The 16,531-nt window shown below is 69.0% G+C and carries 17 protein-coding genes; 1 reads left to right on the top strand and 16 read right to left on the bottom strand.

Going from position 1 to position 16,531, the window contains the following annotated elements:
• Nucleotides 1-160: 160 nt before the first annotated feature.
• From fabG to LQ771_RS15705, 8 genes are all read right to left on the bottom strand, one after another.
• Nucleotides 161-892 carry a 3-oxoacyl-ACP reductase FabG gene (fabG, locus tag LQ771_RS15740; protein ID WP_231351940.1) on the bottom strand — a complete coding sequence of 244 codons (732 nt, stop codon included), beginning with the start codon at nt 890-892 and terminating at the stop codon, nt 161-163.
• A gap of 2 nt (nt 893-894) precedes the next feature.
• Nucleotides 895-1,335: a hotdog family protein gene (locus LQ771_RS15735; RefSeq protein ID WP_231350319.1), complete on the bottom strand. Its 441-nt coding sequence runs from the start codon at nt 1,333-1,335 to the stop codon at nt 895-897.
• Nucleotides 1,319-3,652 (bottom strand): MMPL family transporter, encoded by a 2,334-nt coding sequence (locus LQ771_RS15730; protein ID WP_231350318.1) that lies wholly within the window; start codon nt 3,650-3,652, stop codon nt 1,319-1,321. Before LQ771_RS15730 ends, LQ771_RS15735 begins: the two co-directional genes overlap by 17 nt.
• Before the next feature lies 1 nt (nt 3,653).
• Nucleotides 3,654-4,292, bottom strand: coding sequence for a LolA-related protein (locus LQ771_RS15725; RefSeq protein WP_231350317.1), 639 nt, complete (start codon nt 4,290-4,292; stop codon nt 3,654-3,656).
• Nucleotides 4,216-5,169, bottom strand: coding sequence for a lysophospholipid acyltransferase family protein (locus LQ771_RS15720; protein ID WP_231350316.1), 954 nt, complete (start codon nt 5,167-5,169; stop codon nt 4,216-4,218). The genes LQ771_RS15725 and LQ771_RS15720 overlap by 77 nt, the downstream gene beginning before the upstream one ends.
• On the bottom strand, nt 5,166-5,471 hold the full coding sequence (locus LQ771_RS15715; protein WP_231350315.1) for an ApeI family dehydratase: 306 nt from the start codon (nt 5,469-5,471) through the stop codon (nt 5,166-5,168). Before LQ771_RS15715 ends, LQ771_RS15720 begins: the two co-directional genes overlap by 4 nt.
• Nucleotides 5,468-6,172, bottom strand: coding sequence for a COG4648 family protein (locus LQ771_RS15710; RefSeq protein ID WP_231350314.1), 705 nt, complete (start codon nt 6,170-6,172; stop codon nt 5,468-5,470). Before LQ771_RS15710 ends, LQ771_RS15715 begins: the two co-directional genes overlap by 4 nt.
• Nucleotides 6,173-6,257: 85 nt before the next feature.
• Entirely contained in the window at nt 6,258-6,527 is a 270-nt protein-coding gene (locus LQ771_RS15705) for a phosphopantetheine-binding protein (RefSeq protein ID WP_231350313.1), read from the bottom strand.
• A 90-nt stretch (nt 6,528-6,617) separates the two neighbouring features.
• On the opposite strand from LQ771_RS15705, the gene LQ771_RS15700 reads away from it, so the two are divergent.
• On the top strand, nt 6,618-7,610 hold the full coding sequence (locus LQ771_RS15700) for a chorismate transformation FkbO/Hyg5 family protein (RefSeq protein ID WP_231350312.1): 993 nt from the start codon (nt 6,618-6,620) through the stop codon (nt 7,608-7,610).
• Between the two features lie 204 nt (nt 7,611-7,814).
• Here LQ771_RS15700 and glmU read toward each other — a convergent pair whose 3' ends face one another.
• From glmU to LQ771_RS15660, 8 genes are all read right to left on the bottom strand, one after another.
• Nucleotides 7,815-9,188, bottom strand: coding sequence for a bifunctional UDP-N-acetylglucosamine diphosphorylase/glucosamine-1-phosphate N-acetyltransferase GlmU (gene glmU, locus LQ771_RS15695; protein ID WP_231350311.1), 1,374 nt, complete (start codon nt 9,186-9,188; stop codon nt 7,815-7,817).
• A 64-nt stretch (nt 9,189-9,252) separates the two neighbouring features.
• Complete coding sequence (locus LQ771_RS15690; protein ID WP_231350310.1) at nt 9,253-10,335, bottom strand: AsmA family protein; 1,083 nt, start codon at nt 10,333-10,335, stop codon at nt 9,253-9,255.
• A gap of 74 nt (nt 10,336-10,409) precedes the next feature.
• Nucleotides 10,410-10,928: an energy transducer TonB gene (locus tag LQ771_RS15685; RefSeq protein ID WP_231350309.1), complete on the bottom strand. Its 519-nt coding sequence runs from the start codon at nt 10,926-10,928 to the stop codon at nt 10,410-10,412.
• Between the two features lie 257 nt (nt 10,929-11,185).
• Entirely contained in the window at nt 11,186-11,614 is a 429-nt protein-coding gene (locus LQ771_RS15680; RefSeq protein ID WP_231350308.1) for a F0F1 ATP synthase subunit epsilon, read from the bottom strand.
• Between the two features lie 115 nt (nt 11,615-11,729).
• Nucleotides 11,730-13,163, bottom strand: coding sequence for a F0F1 ATP synthase subunit beta (gene atpD, locus LQ771_RS15675; RefSeq protein ID WP_231350307.1), 1,434 nt, complete (start codon nt 13,161-13,163; stop codon nt 11,730-11,732).
• 125 nt (nt 13,164-13,288) lie between these two features.
• Nucleotides 13,289-14,206 carry a F0F1 ATP synthase subunit gamma gene (gene atpG / locus LQ771_RS15670; RefSeq protein WP_231350306.1) on the bottom strand — a complete coding sequence of 306 codons (918 nt, stop codon included), beginning with the start codon at nt 14,204-14,206 and terminating at the stop codon, nt 13,289-13,291.
• A gap of 115 nt (nt 14,207-14,321) precedes the next feature.
• Nucleotides 14,322-15,872, bottom strand: a complete 1,551-nt coding sequence (gene atpA / locus LQ771_RS15665) for a F0F1 ATP synthase subunit alpha (RefSeq protein WP_231350305.1) — start codon at nt 15,870-15,872, stop codon at nt 14,322-14,324.
• Between the two features lie 123 nt (nt 15,873-15,995).
• Entirely contained in the window at nt 15,996-16,529 is a 534-nt protein-coding gene (locus LQ771_RS15660; RefSeq protein ID WP_231350304.1) for a F0F1 ATP synthase subunit delta, read from the bottom strand.
• Nucleotides 16,530-16,531 lie beyond the last annotated feature (2 nt).

Below are 16,531 nucleotides of genomic sequence, written 5' to 3'. Positions count from 1 at the left end.
CGACCGGATCCTTCCCCGCCGACGGGAAAGATGCCCGAAGAGCGGATGGGGCGGCCGTCAGGAAGCCCATCGGATGCCGTCCGGAAGGAACGGCATCCCATCCACCGGCCGACACCTTCCGCGCTGACGAAGGTGCGGGAAAGAGAGGTTATCGGCGCCGTCAGGCCATGCCGCCGTTGACCCCGATCACCTGGCCGTTGATGTAGCCGGCGGCGTCCGAGCAGAGGAACGCCACCAGCGCAGCGACTTCCTCGGGCTTGCCGGCGCGCTGCGCCGGCACCATCTCGCGGATGCGCTCGGGCGGGAAGGTCTCGCCGGTCATCCGTCCCTCGAGCACCCCGGGCGCCACCACATTGGCGGTGATGCCGCGCGAGGCCATCTCGCGCGCCAGCGACTTCACCGCGCCGTGCAGGCCGGCCTTGGCCGCGGCGTAATTGGCCTGGCCGCGGTTGCCGATCTGTCCGGCCACCGAGCCCACCGCCACCACGCGGCCGAAACGCGTGCGCGCCATCGGCAGCAACAGCGGCTGCACGACGTGGAAGAAGCCGTTGAGCGAGATGTCGATGACCCGCTGCCACTGTTCGGCACGCATGCCGGCCATCGGCGCGTCATCGTGCACGCCGGCATTGCTCACCACGGCATGGATCGGCCCGCCAGCCAGCAGGCTTTCCAGCGCGGCTTGCGTGGCCGCGCCATCGGTCACGTCGAAGGCGATCGCACTGGCCTGCCCGCCTTCCTCGCGGATTGCCGCCGCCAGCGCTTCGGCGCGTCCGGGCGAGCTGTTGGCGTGCACGATCACCTGGTAGCCGGCCGTCGCCAGCGCACGGCAGATCGCGCCGCCGAGGTCACCGCTGCCGCCGGTGACCAGGGCGCGGCGGGAAGAGGTGTTCATGCTCATGGCATCGGTCCTCCGGGATGGATCACCGCGGCGCGACCGCTGGCCAGAAGCTGGCCGCCGTGCTCGACGCGGAAGGCGTACTGCGCGCCGGCGTCATCGGCATAGAGACACTGCGCATGGACGTCCAGGCGTCCATGCGGCGGAACATGCTCGACCGCCAGGCGCACCTCGCGCAGGCTCACCAGCATGCCGGGGCGCGCCGTTTCGATACCGCGCGCCCGCGCGCGCAAGGCCCCGTGCACGGCCATCGCCTGCGCACCGTACTCGGCCAGGTGCACCGCGTGCAGGCCCTCCGCGCCGCGCAGCGGGTTGCCGGCCTGGGCATGACCCTCGCTGGTGGCGTGGATGGTGTCCACGTCCCAATGGAGCACGGCATCGAGCAGGCACATGTCGCCGGCGTGCGGGATCAGGTTGGCCCAGTCACTCTTCGGCAGCATGTCCGGCCTGCGCATGCGGCGCCATCAGGATCGAAAGGCAGAAGTGGAAGGCCACGCCCAGGCTCACGGTGAGGCCGATCGCGCGCAGCACCGGGATGGTGGCCCAGGCGAGCATGCCGAACACCAGCAGCGCGGACAGCACGCATACCAGCGTGGCATGCAGCGTGCGCCGCTGCTCGGCGGGATCACCGGTGTCGCGCTCGAAGAACAGCGCGTAGTGCAGCCCCAGACCGCCGGCCAGGATCAGCGCGACCAGGTGGAACAACGAGACCTGCACGCCCGCCACGCGCTCGACCGCCAGCACCAGGAAGGTCGCCAGGGTCATCGGCGCGAGCACGTGCCACGCTCGGCGCAGGCTGCGCAGGGCCAGGCTGATGGTGAGCACCAGCAGGATCGTGGCGGCGAGGAGCGCCTGCAGGATGCGCGTGCGGTAGGCGACCACCAGCGATTCGGCCGCGCCCTTGAGGTCCAGCATGCGCACGGCCCCGCCGCTGTCGCGGGCCAGCGCCGCCAGCGCGGCGGCATCGTGCACGCCGCTGACCGTGCCCAGGCCCAGCCAGTGACCGTCGCGCTCGACCAGCATCGCGGCCAGGCGCTGGCCCAGCGGACTGGCCGCGAACGCCTGTGGCGTGAGCGGTTCGAGGCCGCGCGCGGTTTGCACGTCGGCCACGAACGGCACGAACAAGTCGTGCCGGAACGGCAGCCCGTCGGTGGCCTCGGCGAGGGATTGCTCAAGCGCCGCCCGGTCCGGCAGCTTCTGCTGGCGCGCGCGCTGGGTCGCCGCGCTGGGCAGGTAGCGCGAGGGCAGTTCGATCGCATCGACCGCCTTGGCCGCGACCAGCGCGTCGACCTCCGGTTCGAGTCTTTCGGACAGCGCGAGCACGGCCTCGGGCGTGGCGGCCTCCAGCACCAGCAGGTAGCGCACGTCCGGCGCGCCCAGTGCCGCGCGCAGGCGCGCGTCGCGCAGCAGCAGATCGGTGGGCAGCGGGGTGAGCGCGGCCAGGTCGTTCTGCCAGAAGGGCCCGCGCCCCAGCGCGAGCAGCGCCACGATCAGTCCGGCCACGGCCCAGGGTATCCAGCGCGGGCGCGGCAGCGCGTCGACCGCCGTGCGCAGGCGCTTGAGCCACGGTAGCGCGGCGACGTCGCGGACGCGCGCCGGCAGCAGGTAGGGAAGCAGGTAGCGCGTGCTGAAGCCGGCGGCGAGCAGGCCGACGATGGTGAACACGGCCAGCTGCTGCAGGCCGCTGACGCCCGAGGCATAGAAAGCGAGGTAGGCGATGCACGCCGAGGCGATCGCGGTGAGCAGCAGCGGCCACAGGTCGCGCACGCTCGCCAGCGCATCTTCGCCGGCACGGCGGTGACTCAGTACGCGGATCGGATACTCCTGCGCCACGCCGAGCAGGGTGAAGCCGAACGCCAGCGTGATTCCGTGCACCTGCGGGTAGATCAAGGTCAGCGCGGCGATGCCGGCCAGCGCACCGCTGGCGACCGGCAGCGCGGCGAGTAGCAGCGAACCGATGCTGCGGTAGGCCAGCAGCAGCAGGGCGATGAAGCCGATGGTCGAGATCCGCCCGATCCAGTCGGCCTGCTCGCGGGTCTGCGTGCTGGCGACCACGCTGAAGTAGCCGGGTCCCGAGACGACGAGCTTCGCGTCGCGCCCGCCCGGCAATGCGTGCAACGTCTGTTCGATGCCGGCGATGGCCGCCTGCTGCGCGTCCGGGTCGAAACCGGGTGCGTGGGTCTGCACCAGCAGCAGCGCCTCGCCCTGCGGCGAGAACCACACGCCATCGCGGATCTGCGGCGAGCGTGCCGGCGCCCAGCGCTGCGCGAGCTTGAGCACCTCCAGCGAGGGATCGCGCGGCAACAGGCCCTTGAACAGGCTGGCCGCGGGCGAACCGAGCTCGTCCAGGCGCTGTTGCAGCTCGTCGGCGAGGAAGCCCGCATCGAACGCATGCGAGTCGAGCGTGGGCGAGAGCAGGTAGCGGTAGGGCAGCAACTCCGGATCGAGCGCGGTGAGATCGAAGCTTCCGTTGAGCACCTGCGCGTAACGCGGATCGGCCTTGAGCTTGCTGGCGAGTGCCTGGCTCAGCTTCGCCAGCGTGGCCTCGTCGCTGCCGCTGATCGCCAGAAGCAGCAGGCGCGAGCCGGGGCCCTCGCCCACCTGCTCCATCAGCAGGCGCTGGTCAGGCGTGGTCGGCGCGGGCATGAAGCTGCGCAGGTCGGAACTGACCTGCAGGTGTTTCACCACCCACAGCCCGAGCAGGGCAAGGACGAGCAGCCATCCGGCCAGCAGCGCGACGCGCGCGCGCAGCGGCATGTCAGGCGCCCTTGCAGAGCGCGGCGAGCGCCTCGCGGGTCGGCTCGGCCGGCATCTTCGCGGCCAGGCTCCCGAGCAGGTCGACGGCGACATCGCCATCCGCTTCCTGCATCCACATGCAGCGCGCCTCCTTGCCCTCGCCGTCGATGCGGATGGTGGCCACCGTGCGCGCGACCTCCAGGTCGCGCGGCGTGAGGATCAGCGTCCAGGCACCCGTGGCGTCGCCGCGACGGGCGATCGCGAAGGCCTGGCGCAGGCGGCGCGGGTCGCCACCGAGCAGCGCCACGAAGCTGTCGACCAGCACCTTCAGCTGCGGCGCGCGCTCCAGCGAGAAGCTGCGCTCGCCCTTGCCTTCGCGCTGCTGCGTGACCTTGCCGTCGGCGATGCGCGCGGTTTCCTCATGCGGCTTGGAGACGTGGCGCACGAGCGTATCGCCGCCCAGCCAGGCCAGCTCGCCGGAGACCACCAGCGGCCGGTCCAGTACCTGCATGAAGCGCGCTTCGGCAAACGCGGTGCGCGCCGGCGCGGGGTGGCCCAGCTGCCCGATCAGCGTGTCGGTGGCATCAGGTGCCGAGGCGTTCGCCGAGCAGGCCAGGATCAGAATGCACAGCGCCGCGCCGATCTTGCTGCCAGAAGTCATAGAAATTGAACCAGTTGTAGGGGGCCACGTGCACGTAATGCTCCAGCCGCTGGGCGTAACGTGCGATGAGCGCGTCCAGTGCCGGACCGCGGGCATGGCGCGGGATGTCCACCTGCTCGGCCAGCGGCTCGAACACCAGCCGGTAGCGGCGGCCGCCCAGGTAGAGCCCGAAGCACAGCACCACCGGCACCTTCAGCGAATGGGCCAGAAGCCAGGGGCCGACCGGGAACGGCGCGGGCTGGCCCAGGAACGGCGCGTGCCGCAACGCCTCGTGGCTGCGCCCGCGATCGGCCAGCAGCGCGACCAGCGCGCCCTGCCGGCACGCTTCGGCGATGGCCAGGGTGATCGAGGTGCCATCCTGCGAGGCATCGATCACGCAGGCGCCCACTTCCGGCGCCAGCGCCTCGAGCAGTTCGGTCATCGCCGGGGTCTTCTGCTTGTCCAGCAGCACGCGCAGCGGCATTTGCGGGCGACGCGCGCCGATCGCCCGCAGGGCTTCGAAGCTGCCCTGGTGCGAGCCGAACAGCAGCACGCCGTGTCCGCGCGCCAGGCGCTCGTCGAGCAGCTCCAGCCCGACGGTCTCGATCTCGAAGCTCTTCTCGCCGTGCGCGAGCAGGAAGATCCGGTCCATGATCGTGGCGGCGAAGCAGTGGATGTGCCGCATCACCTGCCAGGCCGAGGCGCGGCGGCCGAACACGCGGGACAGGTACGCGCGCGAGGCCGCGCGCTCCGGACCGCGGCGCAGGAAGAAGTACAGCGTGATCGGGTACAGGAACAGCCGCCCGAACCGCCGCCCGCCGTACAGCGCGATGTTGCGGATCAGCCACAGCGCGAAGCGTCCGCCGCCTTCGGGCCGGGTCTGCCAGTGATGGGTCATGCGTCCGCCGCTCCCTCGACCAGGCCGCGGGCCAGCAGGATGCCGTCGCGGCGAAGCTCGAAGCGTACCTGCGCGCCGGCCGGCGTCAATTGCAGTTCGGCGGACTCTTCCGGTTGGAGCGGCGCGACGAACTTGGCCTCGCGCACGCAGGCCAGCCGCTGGCCGCGCCAGGCGCGCAGGGCCTCGGCGACCTTCTCCAGCAACAGCACGCCGGCGACCAGCGGGCGGCCGGGGAAATGGCCCGGCAGGCTCGGGTGCCCGGCGGGAAAGGAAAAGGTGGCGTGATAGCTGTCGATGCTCATGGCGCGCGGTTCCTGCCGCGGATCAGCTGGGGCCAGCGTAATGCCAGCCGGTGCAACAAATCATGCAGACCCAGGTGCGGCAAGTGCCGAAGGTGCCAGCGACGGAACAGGTACTCCAGCGCGAACACCACCGCGATCAGCAGGTAGGCCCCCAGGTGCACGTAGCCCTGCACCCATGCCTGCGGCAGCGGCCATGGCGGGACCACGCCCATGCGTTCGAGCAGGCCGCCCGGGACCTGGCAGGTCAGCAGCGTGCCCAGCAGCAGCGCCTGGCCGGTCAGCAGGACGCTCCAGAATGCGGTAAGCCGGCGCGCGTACGGAGCGACGCCCGGCAGGAGCAACCGCTGCGGCCCTTCGATCGCCTCGACGAATTGCGCCACCAGCGGCTGCCGGCCGGCCCGCAGGGTCCGCCCGAATATCCAGGCCAGCAGCAGGTTCAACAGTACCGGCACCGCGTCGAGCAGCAGCGAGGCCAGGTCCCGCGCGGCGAGCCAGGCTATGACGCCCGACAGGCCCAGCCACAGCAACCAGGCGCCGGGGCGGCGTTCGCGCAGCGCTGGCCACCACAGCAGGCCCAGCAGCAGCGACAGCGCCGCCAGCGACAGAACCTGCCGGTGCAGCAACGCACCGGCGAGGGCCAGCAACGGGTAGGCGAGCAACAGCGGTAGCGGGCGCCCACCGGGGCGCCGGAGATCGGACATGACGTGCGCGTGCATCAGGGTTGGAAAGAACGATGATCCGCGCGATGGGTGGGCGAGGGCGTCACGAGGACGCCGGCGCGCCGGCTCAGGCAGCGCGATTCTGCTCGACGTGCGCCGAGAGTGTGGCCAGGCTGGTGAAGATGCGCTTGTTGTCCGGATTGTCCGAACGCAGCTGGAAGCCGTAGCGCTTGGACACTGCCAGCGCGATTTCCAGGGCGTCGATCGAATCCAGGCCAAGGTCGCCACCGAACAGCGGAGCATCCGGTTCGATCTGCTCGGGCGCAACCGATTCCAGGTTCAGGCTTTGTACGATCAAGGTGGCCAGCTCGTGCTGGGCCGCGGTCTGTTCTGCCATGCTTTTTTCCGTACCCCATGCGTGCCTCCCCCCGGCGGCAACAGGCGCGGAGTGTAACATAGCAACCCTGTTGCTCCGGGTTTGCAAGGCATGATGCAGGGTTGTGAAAACGCACTGGCCGAACCGCTGCCGCGCCGCGCGCCGCGGGTCGCCTACCGCAGTGGTGACGTGGCGACCGTGCTGGCCGAAGACGGCACGCTGGCGGTGTTCGGTTTCGGCAACGCCCACCCGGTGGAAGAGGACCCGCGCTGGTTCCGCGTGGCGCTGGAAAGCTTCGATGCGCCCACCTCGCTGGAGCTGTGGCAAGTGGATGCCGCGGTGACCCACGGCCGCGACGGCGACGTGCGCTGGGCGGCCGGCGGCGGCTGGCTGTTCGCCGCAGTGGACGTGGACGAGGCCGACCATGGCGGCCCCTGCCCGGCGGCCACGCATGCCTACGAGGCATTGCGCCGGTTGGTCGAGAGCCGCCCCGAGCGCCATGTGCTGCGCATCTGGAATTACCTGGAAGCGATCAACCGGGGCGAGGGCGACGCCGAGCGTTACAAGCTCTTCTGCGAGGGTCGCGCCACCGGCATGGGCGATTTTTTTGCCGAGGGCTTCCCGGCAGCCACCGCGATCGGTCACCACGGCCCCAGCGGGCGCCTGCAGGTTTACCTGCTGGCCTGCGACCAGCCGGGCGAGCGGATCGAGAATCCGCGCCAGGTCAGCGCCTGGTGCTATCCCCGGCAGTACGGCCGCACGCCGCCGAGCTTCGCACGCGCGATGCTGCTGCCGGCACGGGATGCGCTGGCCATTTCCGGTACCGCGGCGGTGGTTGGCCATGCCTCCGCGCACCAGGACGACCTGCAGGCACAGCTGGAGGAGACCTTCACCAATCTGGAGGCGCTGCTGGCGCACGGGCGGCTGGCGTCCGGCTTCGATACCCAGTCGCCGCTGAAGGCCTACGTGCGCCATCCCGCCGATGCTGCGCAGGTGCGCGAGTTCATCGCCCACCGCCTGCCCGGCGTGCCCGTGCTGCTGCTGCACGGCGACATCTGCCGCAGGGAGTTGCTGGTGGAAATCGACGGCTGGCGTTACGCCTGAGGCTTCACCGGAAGATGCGGTTCGCGGTTGCGGAAGCGCCTGTCCGCGACCGCGTGGCCCGACCATGCGTGGCCGTCGCGCACAGGTGCGCTCGTGCACTGGCAGCCGCCCCCGAGGCGCCCGGGGTGAATCGCGTCCCGCCCGGCGCCGGCCCTGCACGACTGACGGGCTCGTCCAGCCTGCGGTTGCGCGCAGGTGCGTTTCCTACGGTTTCGTTTTCTTCACGGGCCGCCTGTAGCCCGGGACGGTCTGCTGCCGCCCGCGTCCGAGCGTGAGTTCGCCCTCGGGCGCATCCTTGGTGATCACCGAACCGGCACCGATGGTGGCGTTGGCGCCGATCGTCACCGGCGCCACCAGCGCGCTGTTGGAACCGATGAAGGCGCCGTCCCCGATCCGTGTCAGGTGCTTGTTGGCGCCGTCGTAGTTGCAGGTGATGGTGCCTGCGCCGACGTTGACGCCCGCGCCAATGCGCGCATCGCCCAGGTAGGTGAGGTGGTTGGCCTTGCTGCCTTCGCCCAGGTAGGCCTGCTTGGTCTCGACGAAGTTGCCGATGTGCACGCCGGCGGCGAGCTCGGTGCCCGTGCGCAGGCGCGCGAACGGGCCGATGGCGCAGGGGCCGTGGGTGACCACGCCCTCCAGGTCACAATGCGCCAGCACCACGGTGCCGGCGGCCAGCTGCACGTCCTTGAGGCGCACGAACGGGCCCACGCGCACGTCGTCGCCGAGCGACACGCGGCCTTCCAGCACCACGTCGACATCCAGCTCCACGTCCATGCCGGCCTGCACCTGGCCGCGCACGTCCAGCCGCAACGGATCGGCCATGCGCACGCCCGCCAGCAGCAGCTCGCCGGTCGCGCGGCGGCGATGGTGGTCTTCCAGTTCGGTCAGTTGCAGCGGGTTGTTGGCACCGGCCGCCTCGACCGGATCGGCGCACTCGATGCAGTCGGCGGGGCAGCCCTCGGCGGCGGCCATCGCAAAGACGTCGGTGAGGTAGTACTCGCCCTGCGCGTTGTTGCGCTCCAGCCGCCCGATCCAGCTGCGCAGCGCGGCAGCCTCGCCGGCGAGGATGCCGGTGTTGACCAGGCGGATGGCGCGCTGCGCGGCGTCGGCATCCTTCTCCTCCACCACCCCCGCGACACGACCCTCGGCGTCGCGCTGCACGCGGCCGTAGCCGCAGGGGTTGTCCAGCACGATGGCCAGCAGCGCGAGGCGCCTGGCGGCCAGCAGCGGCGCCAGCGTTTCGGCGCGCAGCAGCGGCACGTCGCCGTAGAGCACCAGCACACGGGCGCCGTCGGGGACATGGGCCAGCGCCTGCGCCACGGCATGGCCGGTGCCCAGGCGTTCGGCCTGTTCGACCCATTCGATGTCCGGGGCTGCGGCGAAGGCGGCTCGCACCTGTTCGCCGGCGTGGCCATAGACGACGTGGATCGTGTCCGGAGACAGCGCCCGGGCGGTGTCCAGCACGTGCGCCAGCAGCGGCCTGCCCGCCAACGGCATGAGTACCTTCGGCTTGCGGGATTTCATGCGCTTGCCCTCGCCGGCGGCGAGGATCACGACGTGCAGGGGCGGAACGGGCATGCGGGTACCAGTGGAGGCTTTCGATGGCCGCCGAGGATAACAGCGCGTTCGTGAAGCGGACTGGTCAGTCCTTCTTCTCGGGCGCCGGCTCCAGGTCTTCGAGCTTGGGCGTATAGGCCTGCACGAACGCGTTGTGCAATACGTTGATCACCGCCTGCCAGGCGCCGAGGTCCTTGTCGTCGATGCGTCCGCTGATCGGCACCCGGGTGGCGAACTGGTCCTTCTCGTGGTTCTTGAACAGCCAGGTGATGCCATTGGCGACCGCCTCCCAGGCGACCCGCAGCGGGTTCTCCTCGTCCTGCTCGACGTCCTGCTTCCAGCTGAACACCTTGACGTCGTGCAGCAGCGGCTTGGCATAGCCGTTGAGTTCACCGTTGCGTGCCTGCAACTGCATCACGAAGGTGCCGCTGCCGCCGGCGAAGTCGAGCTTGGCGTACGCGCGGGCAAGATCATTGAGGCGCTCGAGCTGGATGTCCCTGATGCGCAGGTCGAAGGTGAAGTCGAGCAGCTTCGGATCCAGCGGATCGAAGCTTGCATCCGCCATCAGCGGCGCGTTGCCGAGCACCTTCGCAGTGGCGTGGAAATCGGCCACGCGGCTGCCATGGCTGCGATTGGCGTTGCTCAGGTTGACCGCCGTGGCCTCCACGTCGGTCATCTTCAGGTCCACCTTGGGATGGGATACGAAGTTGTGGAAGGTCACCTGGCTGTGGTGCACGGTCACCTCGTCCAGGCGGATCGGCACCAGTCCTTCGAGCTGCTGGCGCCAGTCCACGCCGGTGCCTACCTGGCTGGGCGCCTTGTCCCCACCGTCGACGAAGTTGAGGCTGGCGTGGTCGAAGTCGACCCGGGCACGGACCGTGCCGTGGGTGAGCGCGCGCCAGCTGATCGCGATGTCGGTGGTGGCGGCGGAGAAGAAGGGGACCGGTAACTTGCCGTCGACCTTTTCGATGCGAAGGTCGCCCAGGCTGTAGGCGCCGCGCCAGAGGTGGATGTCCACGTCGGCGACGTGCCCGTGGTAATCGCCCATGCGGTCCATCCTGCGATTCAGGTAATCCTTGACCACGTAGGGCAGGGCCAGCCGCGCCACCATCAGCAGCGCAACGATGGCCAGCACGACGATCAGCGTGCGGCGGGCAACGTGTCTCATGCGCGCTCCTGGCAGCCCAGTCCGCCTTGAAGTCTAGGCGGGCGAGTGTAAGCGTCGCGTCCAAGGTGACGCTGTCAGCGGGCGGCCTGCTCCGGGCCCGAGGTCACCGAGGTATGGCCGTGCTCGCAGCGGAAGGTGAACACGTAGTCGAGGCTGAAGGGCTTGGCCTCGGTGTCCACCGGATGGCTGGTGCCGTCCGCGTTGGCGGCCCAGCGGGTGATCGTGAGCGGGGTGTAGCGCCAGCCCCGCACGGCCTGCCGCACTGCCTGGGCGAAGGCCTGCTGGGCCGGCGGCGGACTCATCCGCACTTCGTCCACGCTTCCTTGCATGCCGACGATCACCCTTGCCGGCAGTTCGACCCGCTCAGGGCATGTGGCGAGCATGGCCTCGGGGTAGACGGGCGCCTGGTGCGCCTCGAGCGTGGCGCCCATGGCGACCTGTCCCATCGCAAGGTCGTAGTGCGCCAGACCGGTATCGTCCGCGACGCGATAACTGGCCGAGCCGAGGCCGGGCCCGGCCGACGGTTTCTGCGCGGTGTGGGCACAGCCGGCCAGCAGGACGGCGGCAGCGGGCAGGGTGATCGCACGGATCATGCTCGGTCCTTCCTGGATGACGCGGAACAGCCTGGCGGGCGGGACCGCAAGCACCAAATCTACCGCGGGCAGTGCTTCCCCGCCTCCCCCCGCCAGAGGATCGCGTGAGGGCCCGGCGCGCAGGAAACCGCCCGTCGCGGAGCGGTCTCCCACGCCAACCTTCTACCCGGTCCTCGATGAGGGATGGACAGCAAGCCGACTGCACAAAAAAAACGCCGGCGCGAGGGCCGGAGTTCCTTTCAGGCCCTGGCGGCCCGTCAGTGCTTGAGGTTCCTGCGCAGGCGCTCGAGCGCCTGCAGCTGGGTCAGCGCTGCGACCAGCTTGGCCTGTGCCTCGGCCACGTCGATGTCCTCGGAGCGGTTGGCCAGGGCTTCCTCGGCTTCCTTCTTGGCGGCCAGCGCGGCGGCCTCGTCGATCTCCTCGGAGCGCACGGCCGTGTCGGCCAGCACGGTGACCGCGTGCGGCTGCACCTCCAGGATGCCGCCGCCGGTGATCGAGATGTCGACCTTCTCGCCGCCGGCCTCGGTCACGACGACCTTGCCCGGCTTCAGGCGGGTGATCAGCGGGGCGTGGCGGGGCGTGATGCCCAGTTCGCCCTGGTCGCCGGTGGCGACGACCATCGTGGCTTCGCCCGAGTAGATCGCGGCTTCGGCGCTGACGACTTCGACGCGGATGGTGGTGGTCATGGGTTGTCTCGCTTTGCTCGACGGGATTCGGGTGTCGGGATTTGGGATTCGTCAGACCGAGCGGGCTTCGCTTTTACGAATCCCGAATCCCGAATGCCGAATCCCGGACGGCCGCTTAAGCGGCATTCTTTGCCGACATCTCCTCGCCCTTCTTGATCGCCTCGTCGATGCCGCCGACCATGTAGAACGCCTGCTCCGGCAGGTGGTCGACGTCGCCGTCCACGATCATCTTGAAGCCGCGGATGGTCTCAGCCAGCGACACGTACTTGCCCGGCGCGCCGGTGAACACTTCCGCCACGTGGAACGGCTGGCTGAAGAAGCGCTCGCACTTGCGCGCGCGCGACACGACCTGCTTGTCTTCCTCGGACAGCTCGTCCATGCCCAGGATCGCGATGATGTCCTTGAGTTCCTTGTAGCGCTGCAGCGTGCCCTGCACGCGGCGGGCGACGTCGTAGTGCTCGGCGCCGATCACGTTCGGATCGAGCTGGCGGCTGGTCGAATCCAGCGGATCCACCGCCGGGTAGATACCGAGCGCGGCGATGTTGCGCGACAGCACCACGGTCGCGTCCAGATGCGCGAAGGTGGTCGCCGGCGACGGGTCGGTCAGGTCGTCCGCAGGCACGTACACGGCCTGGATCGAGGTGATCGAACCGGTCTTGGTGGAGGTGATGCGCTCCTGCAGCACGCCCATTTCCTCGGCCAGGGTCGGCTGGTAGCCCACCGCCGACGGCATGCGGCCGAGCAGCGCGGACACCTCAGTACCGGCCAAGGTGTAGCGGTAGATGTTGTCGACGAACAGCAGCACGTCCTTGCCCTTGCCGGACGCATCCTTCTGGTCGCGGAAGTACTCGGCCATGGTCAGGCCGGTCAGCGCCACGCGCAGGCGGTTGCCCGGCGGCTCGTTCATCTGGCCGTAGACCATCGCCACCTTCGACTCGGGCAGGTTGTCGAGCTTCACGACGCCCGCGTCCTGCATCTCGTGGTAGAAGTCGTTGCCCTCGCGGGTACGCTCGCCCACGCCGGCGAACACCGACAGGCCCGAGTGCTGGGTCGCGATGTTGTTGATCAGCTCCAGCATGTTCACCGTCTTGCCCACGCCGGCGCCGCCGAACAGGCCGACCTTGCCGCCCTTGGCGAACGGGCACACCAGGTCGATCACCTTGATGCCGGTTTCCAGCAGCTCATTGGCCGCGGCCTGCTCGTCGTAGCTCGGCGCCTCACGGTGGATGACCCAGTGGTCCTCGGCGTTGATCGGGCCAACCTCGTCGATCGGGTTGCCCAGCACGTCCATGATGCGGCCGAGGGTGGCGCTGCCGACCGGCACCTTGATGCCTTCGCCGGTGTTGTGCGCGACCAGGCCGCGACGCAGGCCTTCGGTGGAGCCCAGTGCGATGGTACGGACGACGCCGTCGCCCAGCACCTGCTGGACCTCCAGCGTGATGTCCATGCCGTCGATCTTCAGTGCGTCGTACACCTGCGGCACCTGATCGCGCGCGAACTCGACGTCGATGACCGCGCCGATGATCTGAACAACTTTGCCCTGGCTCATTTGTGGTAGCTCCACTCGTAATTTGTATTCGGGTACGGGAATGGGGAATCGTGAATCGGAAATCGTCAAAGCGCGTCGCGCGGCTCTTTCGATTCCCTATTTGCTATTGACCATTCCCGGGAGAATCAGACCGCCGCCGCGCCGCCGACGATTTCGGAAATTTCCTGCGTGATCGCCGCCTGGCGCGCCTTGTTGTAGCTCAGGGTCAGTTCGGCGATGACCTTGTTGGCGTTGTCCGAGGCGCTCTTCATCGCGACCATGCGTGCGGCGTGCTCGCTGGCGAGGTTCTCCAGCACGCCCTGGTACACCACCGACTCCACGTAGCGGCCGAGCACGTGCTCGAGCACCGCGGCGGCGTCGGGTTCATAGATGTAATCCCAGTCGTGGGTCTGCTCCAGCGTGATGCCGGCGTACGCCGACTCGCCGGCCTGCTGGTGCGCGGCCAGTTCGGCGGCCACCAGCGGCAGCGGCAGCAGCGCGTCGACCATCGGCTTCTGCGTCATGGTGTTGACGAAGTCGTTGTAGGCCAGGAACACGCGGTCCAGGTTGTTGCCCGCGTAGGCGTCGAGCACGACCTTGATCACGCCGACCAGCTGCTCGAGCTTGGGCCGCTCGCCCAGGTGGCTGACGCTGCCGACCAGGTTGACGCCCTTGATGCGGCGGAAGAACTGGATCGCCTTCTGGCCGATCGCCACCACGTCGACCTGCACGCCCTTGTCCTGCCACTCGCGCACGGCGGGAAGGATGCGGCGGAACAGGTTGGAGTTCAGGCCGCCGCACAGGCCGCGGTCGGTGGAGATCACGATGAAGGCCACGCGCGCGACGTTCTCGCGCTCGACCAGGAACGGATGCTTGAAGTCCGTGTTGGCCTGGGCCACGTGGGCGATCACCCGGCGCATCATCCGCGCATACGGACGCGAGGCCTTCATCAGGTCCTGCGCCTTGCGGATCTTCGAGGCCGAGACCATCTCGAGCGCACGCGTCACCTTGCGCATGTTCTGCGTGCTCTTGATCTTGGTTTTGATTTCGCGTCCGCTTGCCATGTGTCTCGCTCGCTATGCTCGCTCGGGGATTCGGGATTGGAGATTCGGGATTCGCAGAAGCTGGGGTTCGAGGCTCTTCCGAATCACGAATCCCGACTCCCGAATCCCGGCTTCCTCACCAACTACCCGTCTTCTTGTACTCGTCCAGGCCGCTCTTGAAGACGCCCTCGATCTCGCCGTTCCAGTCGCCGGTGGCGACGATCTTCTTCATCAGTTCCTCGTGGTTCTGATGGAAGAAGGCGTGCAGGCCACGCTCGAAATCCAGCACCTTGGCGACCGGCAGGTCGTCCAGGTAGCCCTTCTCGGCGGCGTACACCGACAGCGCGAGCTCGGCGATCGACAGCGGCGCGTACTGCTTCTGCTTCATCAGCTCGGTCACGCGCTGGCCGCGGTCGAGCTGGGCGCGGGTGGCCGGGTCCAGGTCCGAGGCGAACTGCGCGAACGCGGCCAGCTCGCGGAACTGCGCCAGCGACAGCTTCACGCCGCCGGAGAGCTTCTTGACGATCTTGGTCTGCGCTGCGCCACCCACGCGCGACACCGAGATACCGGCGTTCACGGCCGGACGGATGCCGGCGTTGAACAGGTCGGTCTCCAGGAAGATCTGGCCGTCGGTGATCGAGATCACGTTGGTGGGCACGAAGGCGGACACGTCGCCGGCCTGGGTCTCGATGATCGGCAGCGCGGTGAGCGAACCGGTCTTGCCCTTGACCTCGCCGTTGGTCTCCTTCTCGACGTAGGCCTCGTTGACGCGCGCGGCGCGCTCGAGCAGGCGCGAGTGCAGGTAGAACACGTCGCCCGGGTAGGCTTCGCGGCCCGGCGGGCGCTTGAGCAGCAGCGAGATCTGGCGGTAGGCCACGGCCTGCTTGGACAGGTCGTCGTACACGATCAGCGCGTCTTCGCCGCGATCGCGGAAGTACTCGCCCATGGCGCAGCCCGAATACGGCGCGATGTACTGCAGCGCGGCCGATTCGGAGGCCGAGGCGACGACGACGATGGTGTTGGCCAACGCGCCGTTCTCTTCGAGCTTGCGCACCACGTTGGCGATCGACGAGCGCTTCTGCCCGATCGCGACGTAGATGCTGTAGATGCCCGAATCCTTCTGGTTGATGATCGCGTCGATCGCCACCGCGGTCTTGCCGGTCTGGCGGTCGCCGATGATCAGCTCGCGCTGGCCGCGGCCGATCGGGATCATCGAGTCGATCGCCTTGTAGCCGGTCTGCACCGGCTGGTCGACCGACTTGCGCCAGACCACGCCCGGCGCGACCTTCTCGATCGGCGAGGTCTTCTTCGCATTGATCGGACCCTTGCCGTCGATCGGGTTGCCCAGCGCGTCGACGACGCGGCCGAGCATTTCAGGGCCGACCGGCACTTCGAGAATGCGGCCGGTGGTCTTGGCGGTGTCGCCTTCCTTCAGGTGCTGGAATTCACCGAGCACCACGGCGCCGACCGAGTCGCGCTCGAGGTTCAGCGCGAGCGCGAAGGCGTTGCCCGGCAGTTCGATCATTTCGCCCTGCATCACGTCGGCCAGGCCGTGGATGCGCACGATGCCGTCGGACACGCTGATGATGGTGCCTTCGTTGCGGGCCTCAGCGCCGAGCTTGAACTGCTCGATGCGGCTCTTGATCAGTTCGCTGATCTCGGACGGGTTCAGAGTGGTGCTGGACATGGTCGCTTTCCTGAATTTGGGAATGCTTTTTCAAGCGTCCGACCCCATGGCCGGCGTGCTCTTCGATGTTTACTCAGCGCCGGCTGACCGGCGCTGCCTCGCGGCCCGCAAGCCGCGCTTGAATCAACTTGCCAGCGCAGAGGCCAGGCGCTGCAGGCGACCGCGCGCGGAGCCGTCGATCACCTCGTTGCCGGTATCGATCACCACGCCGCCGAGCAGCGCGGGGTCGACCCGGGTCTCCAGCTCGATCTCGCGCTTGAAGCGGCGCTTGAGGGAGGTCTTCAACTGCTCGGCCTGGGCGGCATCCAGCGCCATCGCGCTGGTCACCTTGACCTTCAGCTGCGAGCCGGCCTCGCGCTTGTGTTCCTCGTACAGCTCGGCCACTTCCGGCAGCAGCGCCAGGCGCCGCTGTTCGGCCAGCGTCTTGAGGAACTGCGCGAAGGCGGTATCCGTGCCCATGCCCTGCGGCAAGTGCAGCGCCACCAGCTGCGCCGGCTGCACGCGCGGGTCGCCGACCAGCGCGGCCACGCGCGGGTCCTTCGCCACCGAAGCGGCGAAGGCGAACGCCTGCGACCATTCGCCGAGCGTGCCGGCCTCGTGCGCCAGCTCGAAAGCGGCGCGCGCGTACGGACGGGCGAGGGTGATTGCCTGGGCCATGG

The organism is Frateuria soli (assembly GCF_021117385.1).
GTDB classification, from domain to species: Bacteria; Pseudomonadota; Gammaproteobacteria; order Xanthomonadales; family Rhodanobacteraceae; genus Frateuria_A; species Frateuria_A soli.
Note: the sequence above shows the minus strand (reverse complement) of the source record. Positions and strands in the feature narration are given on the sequence as shown.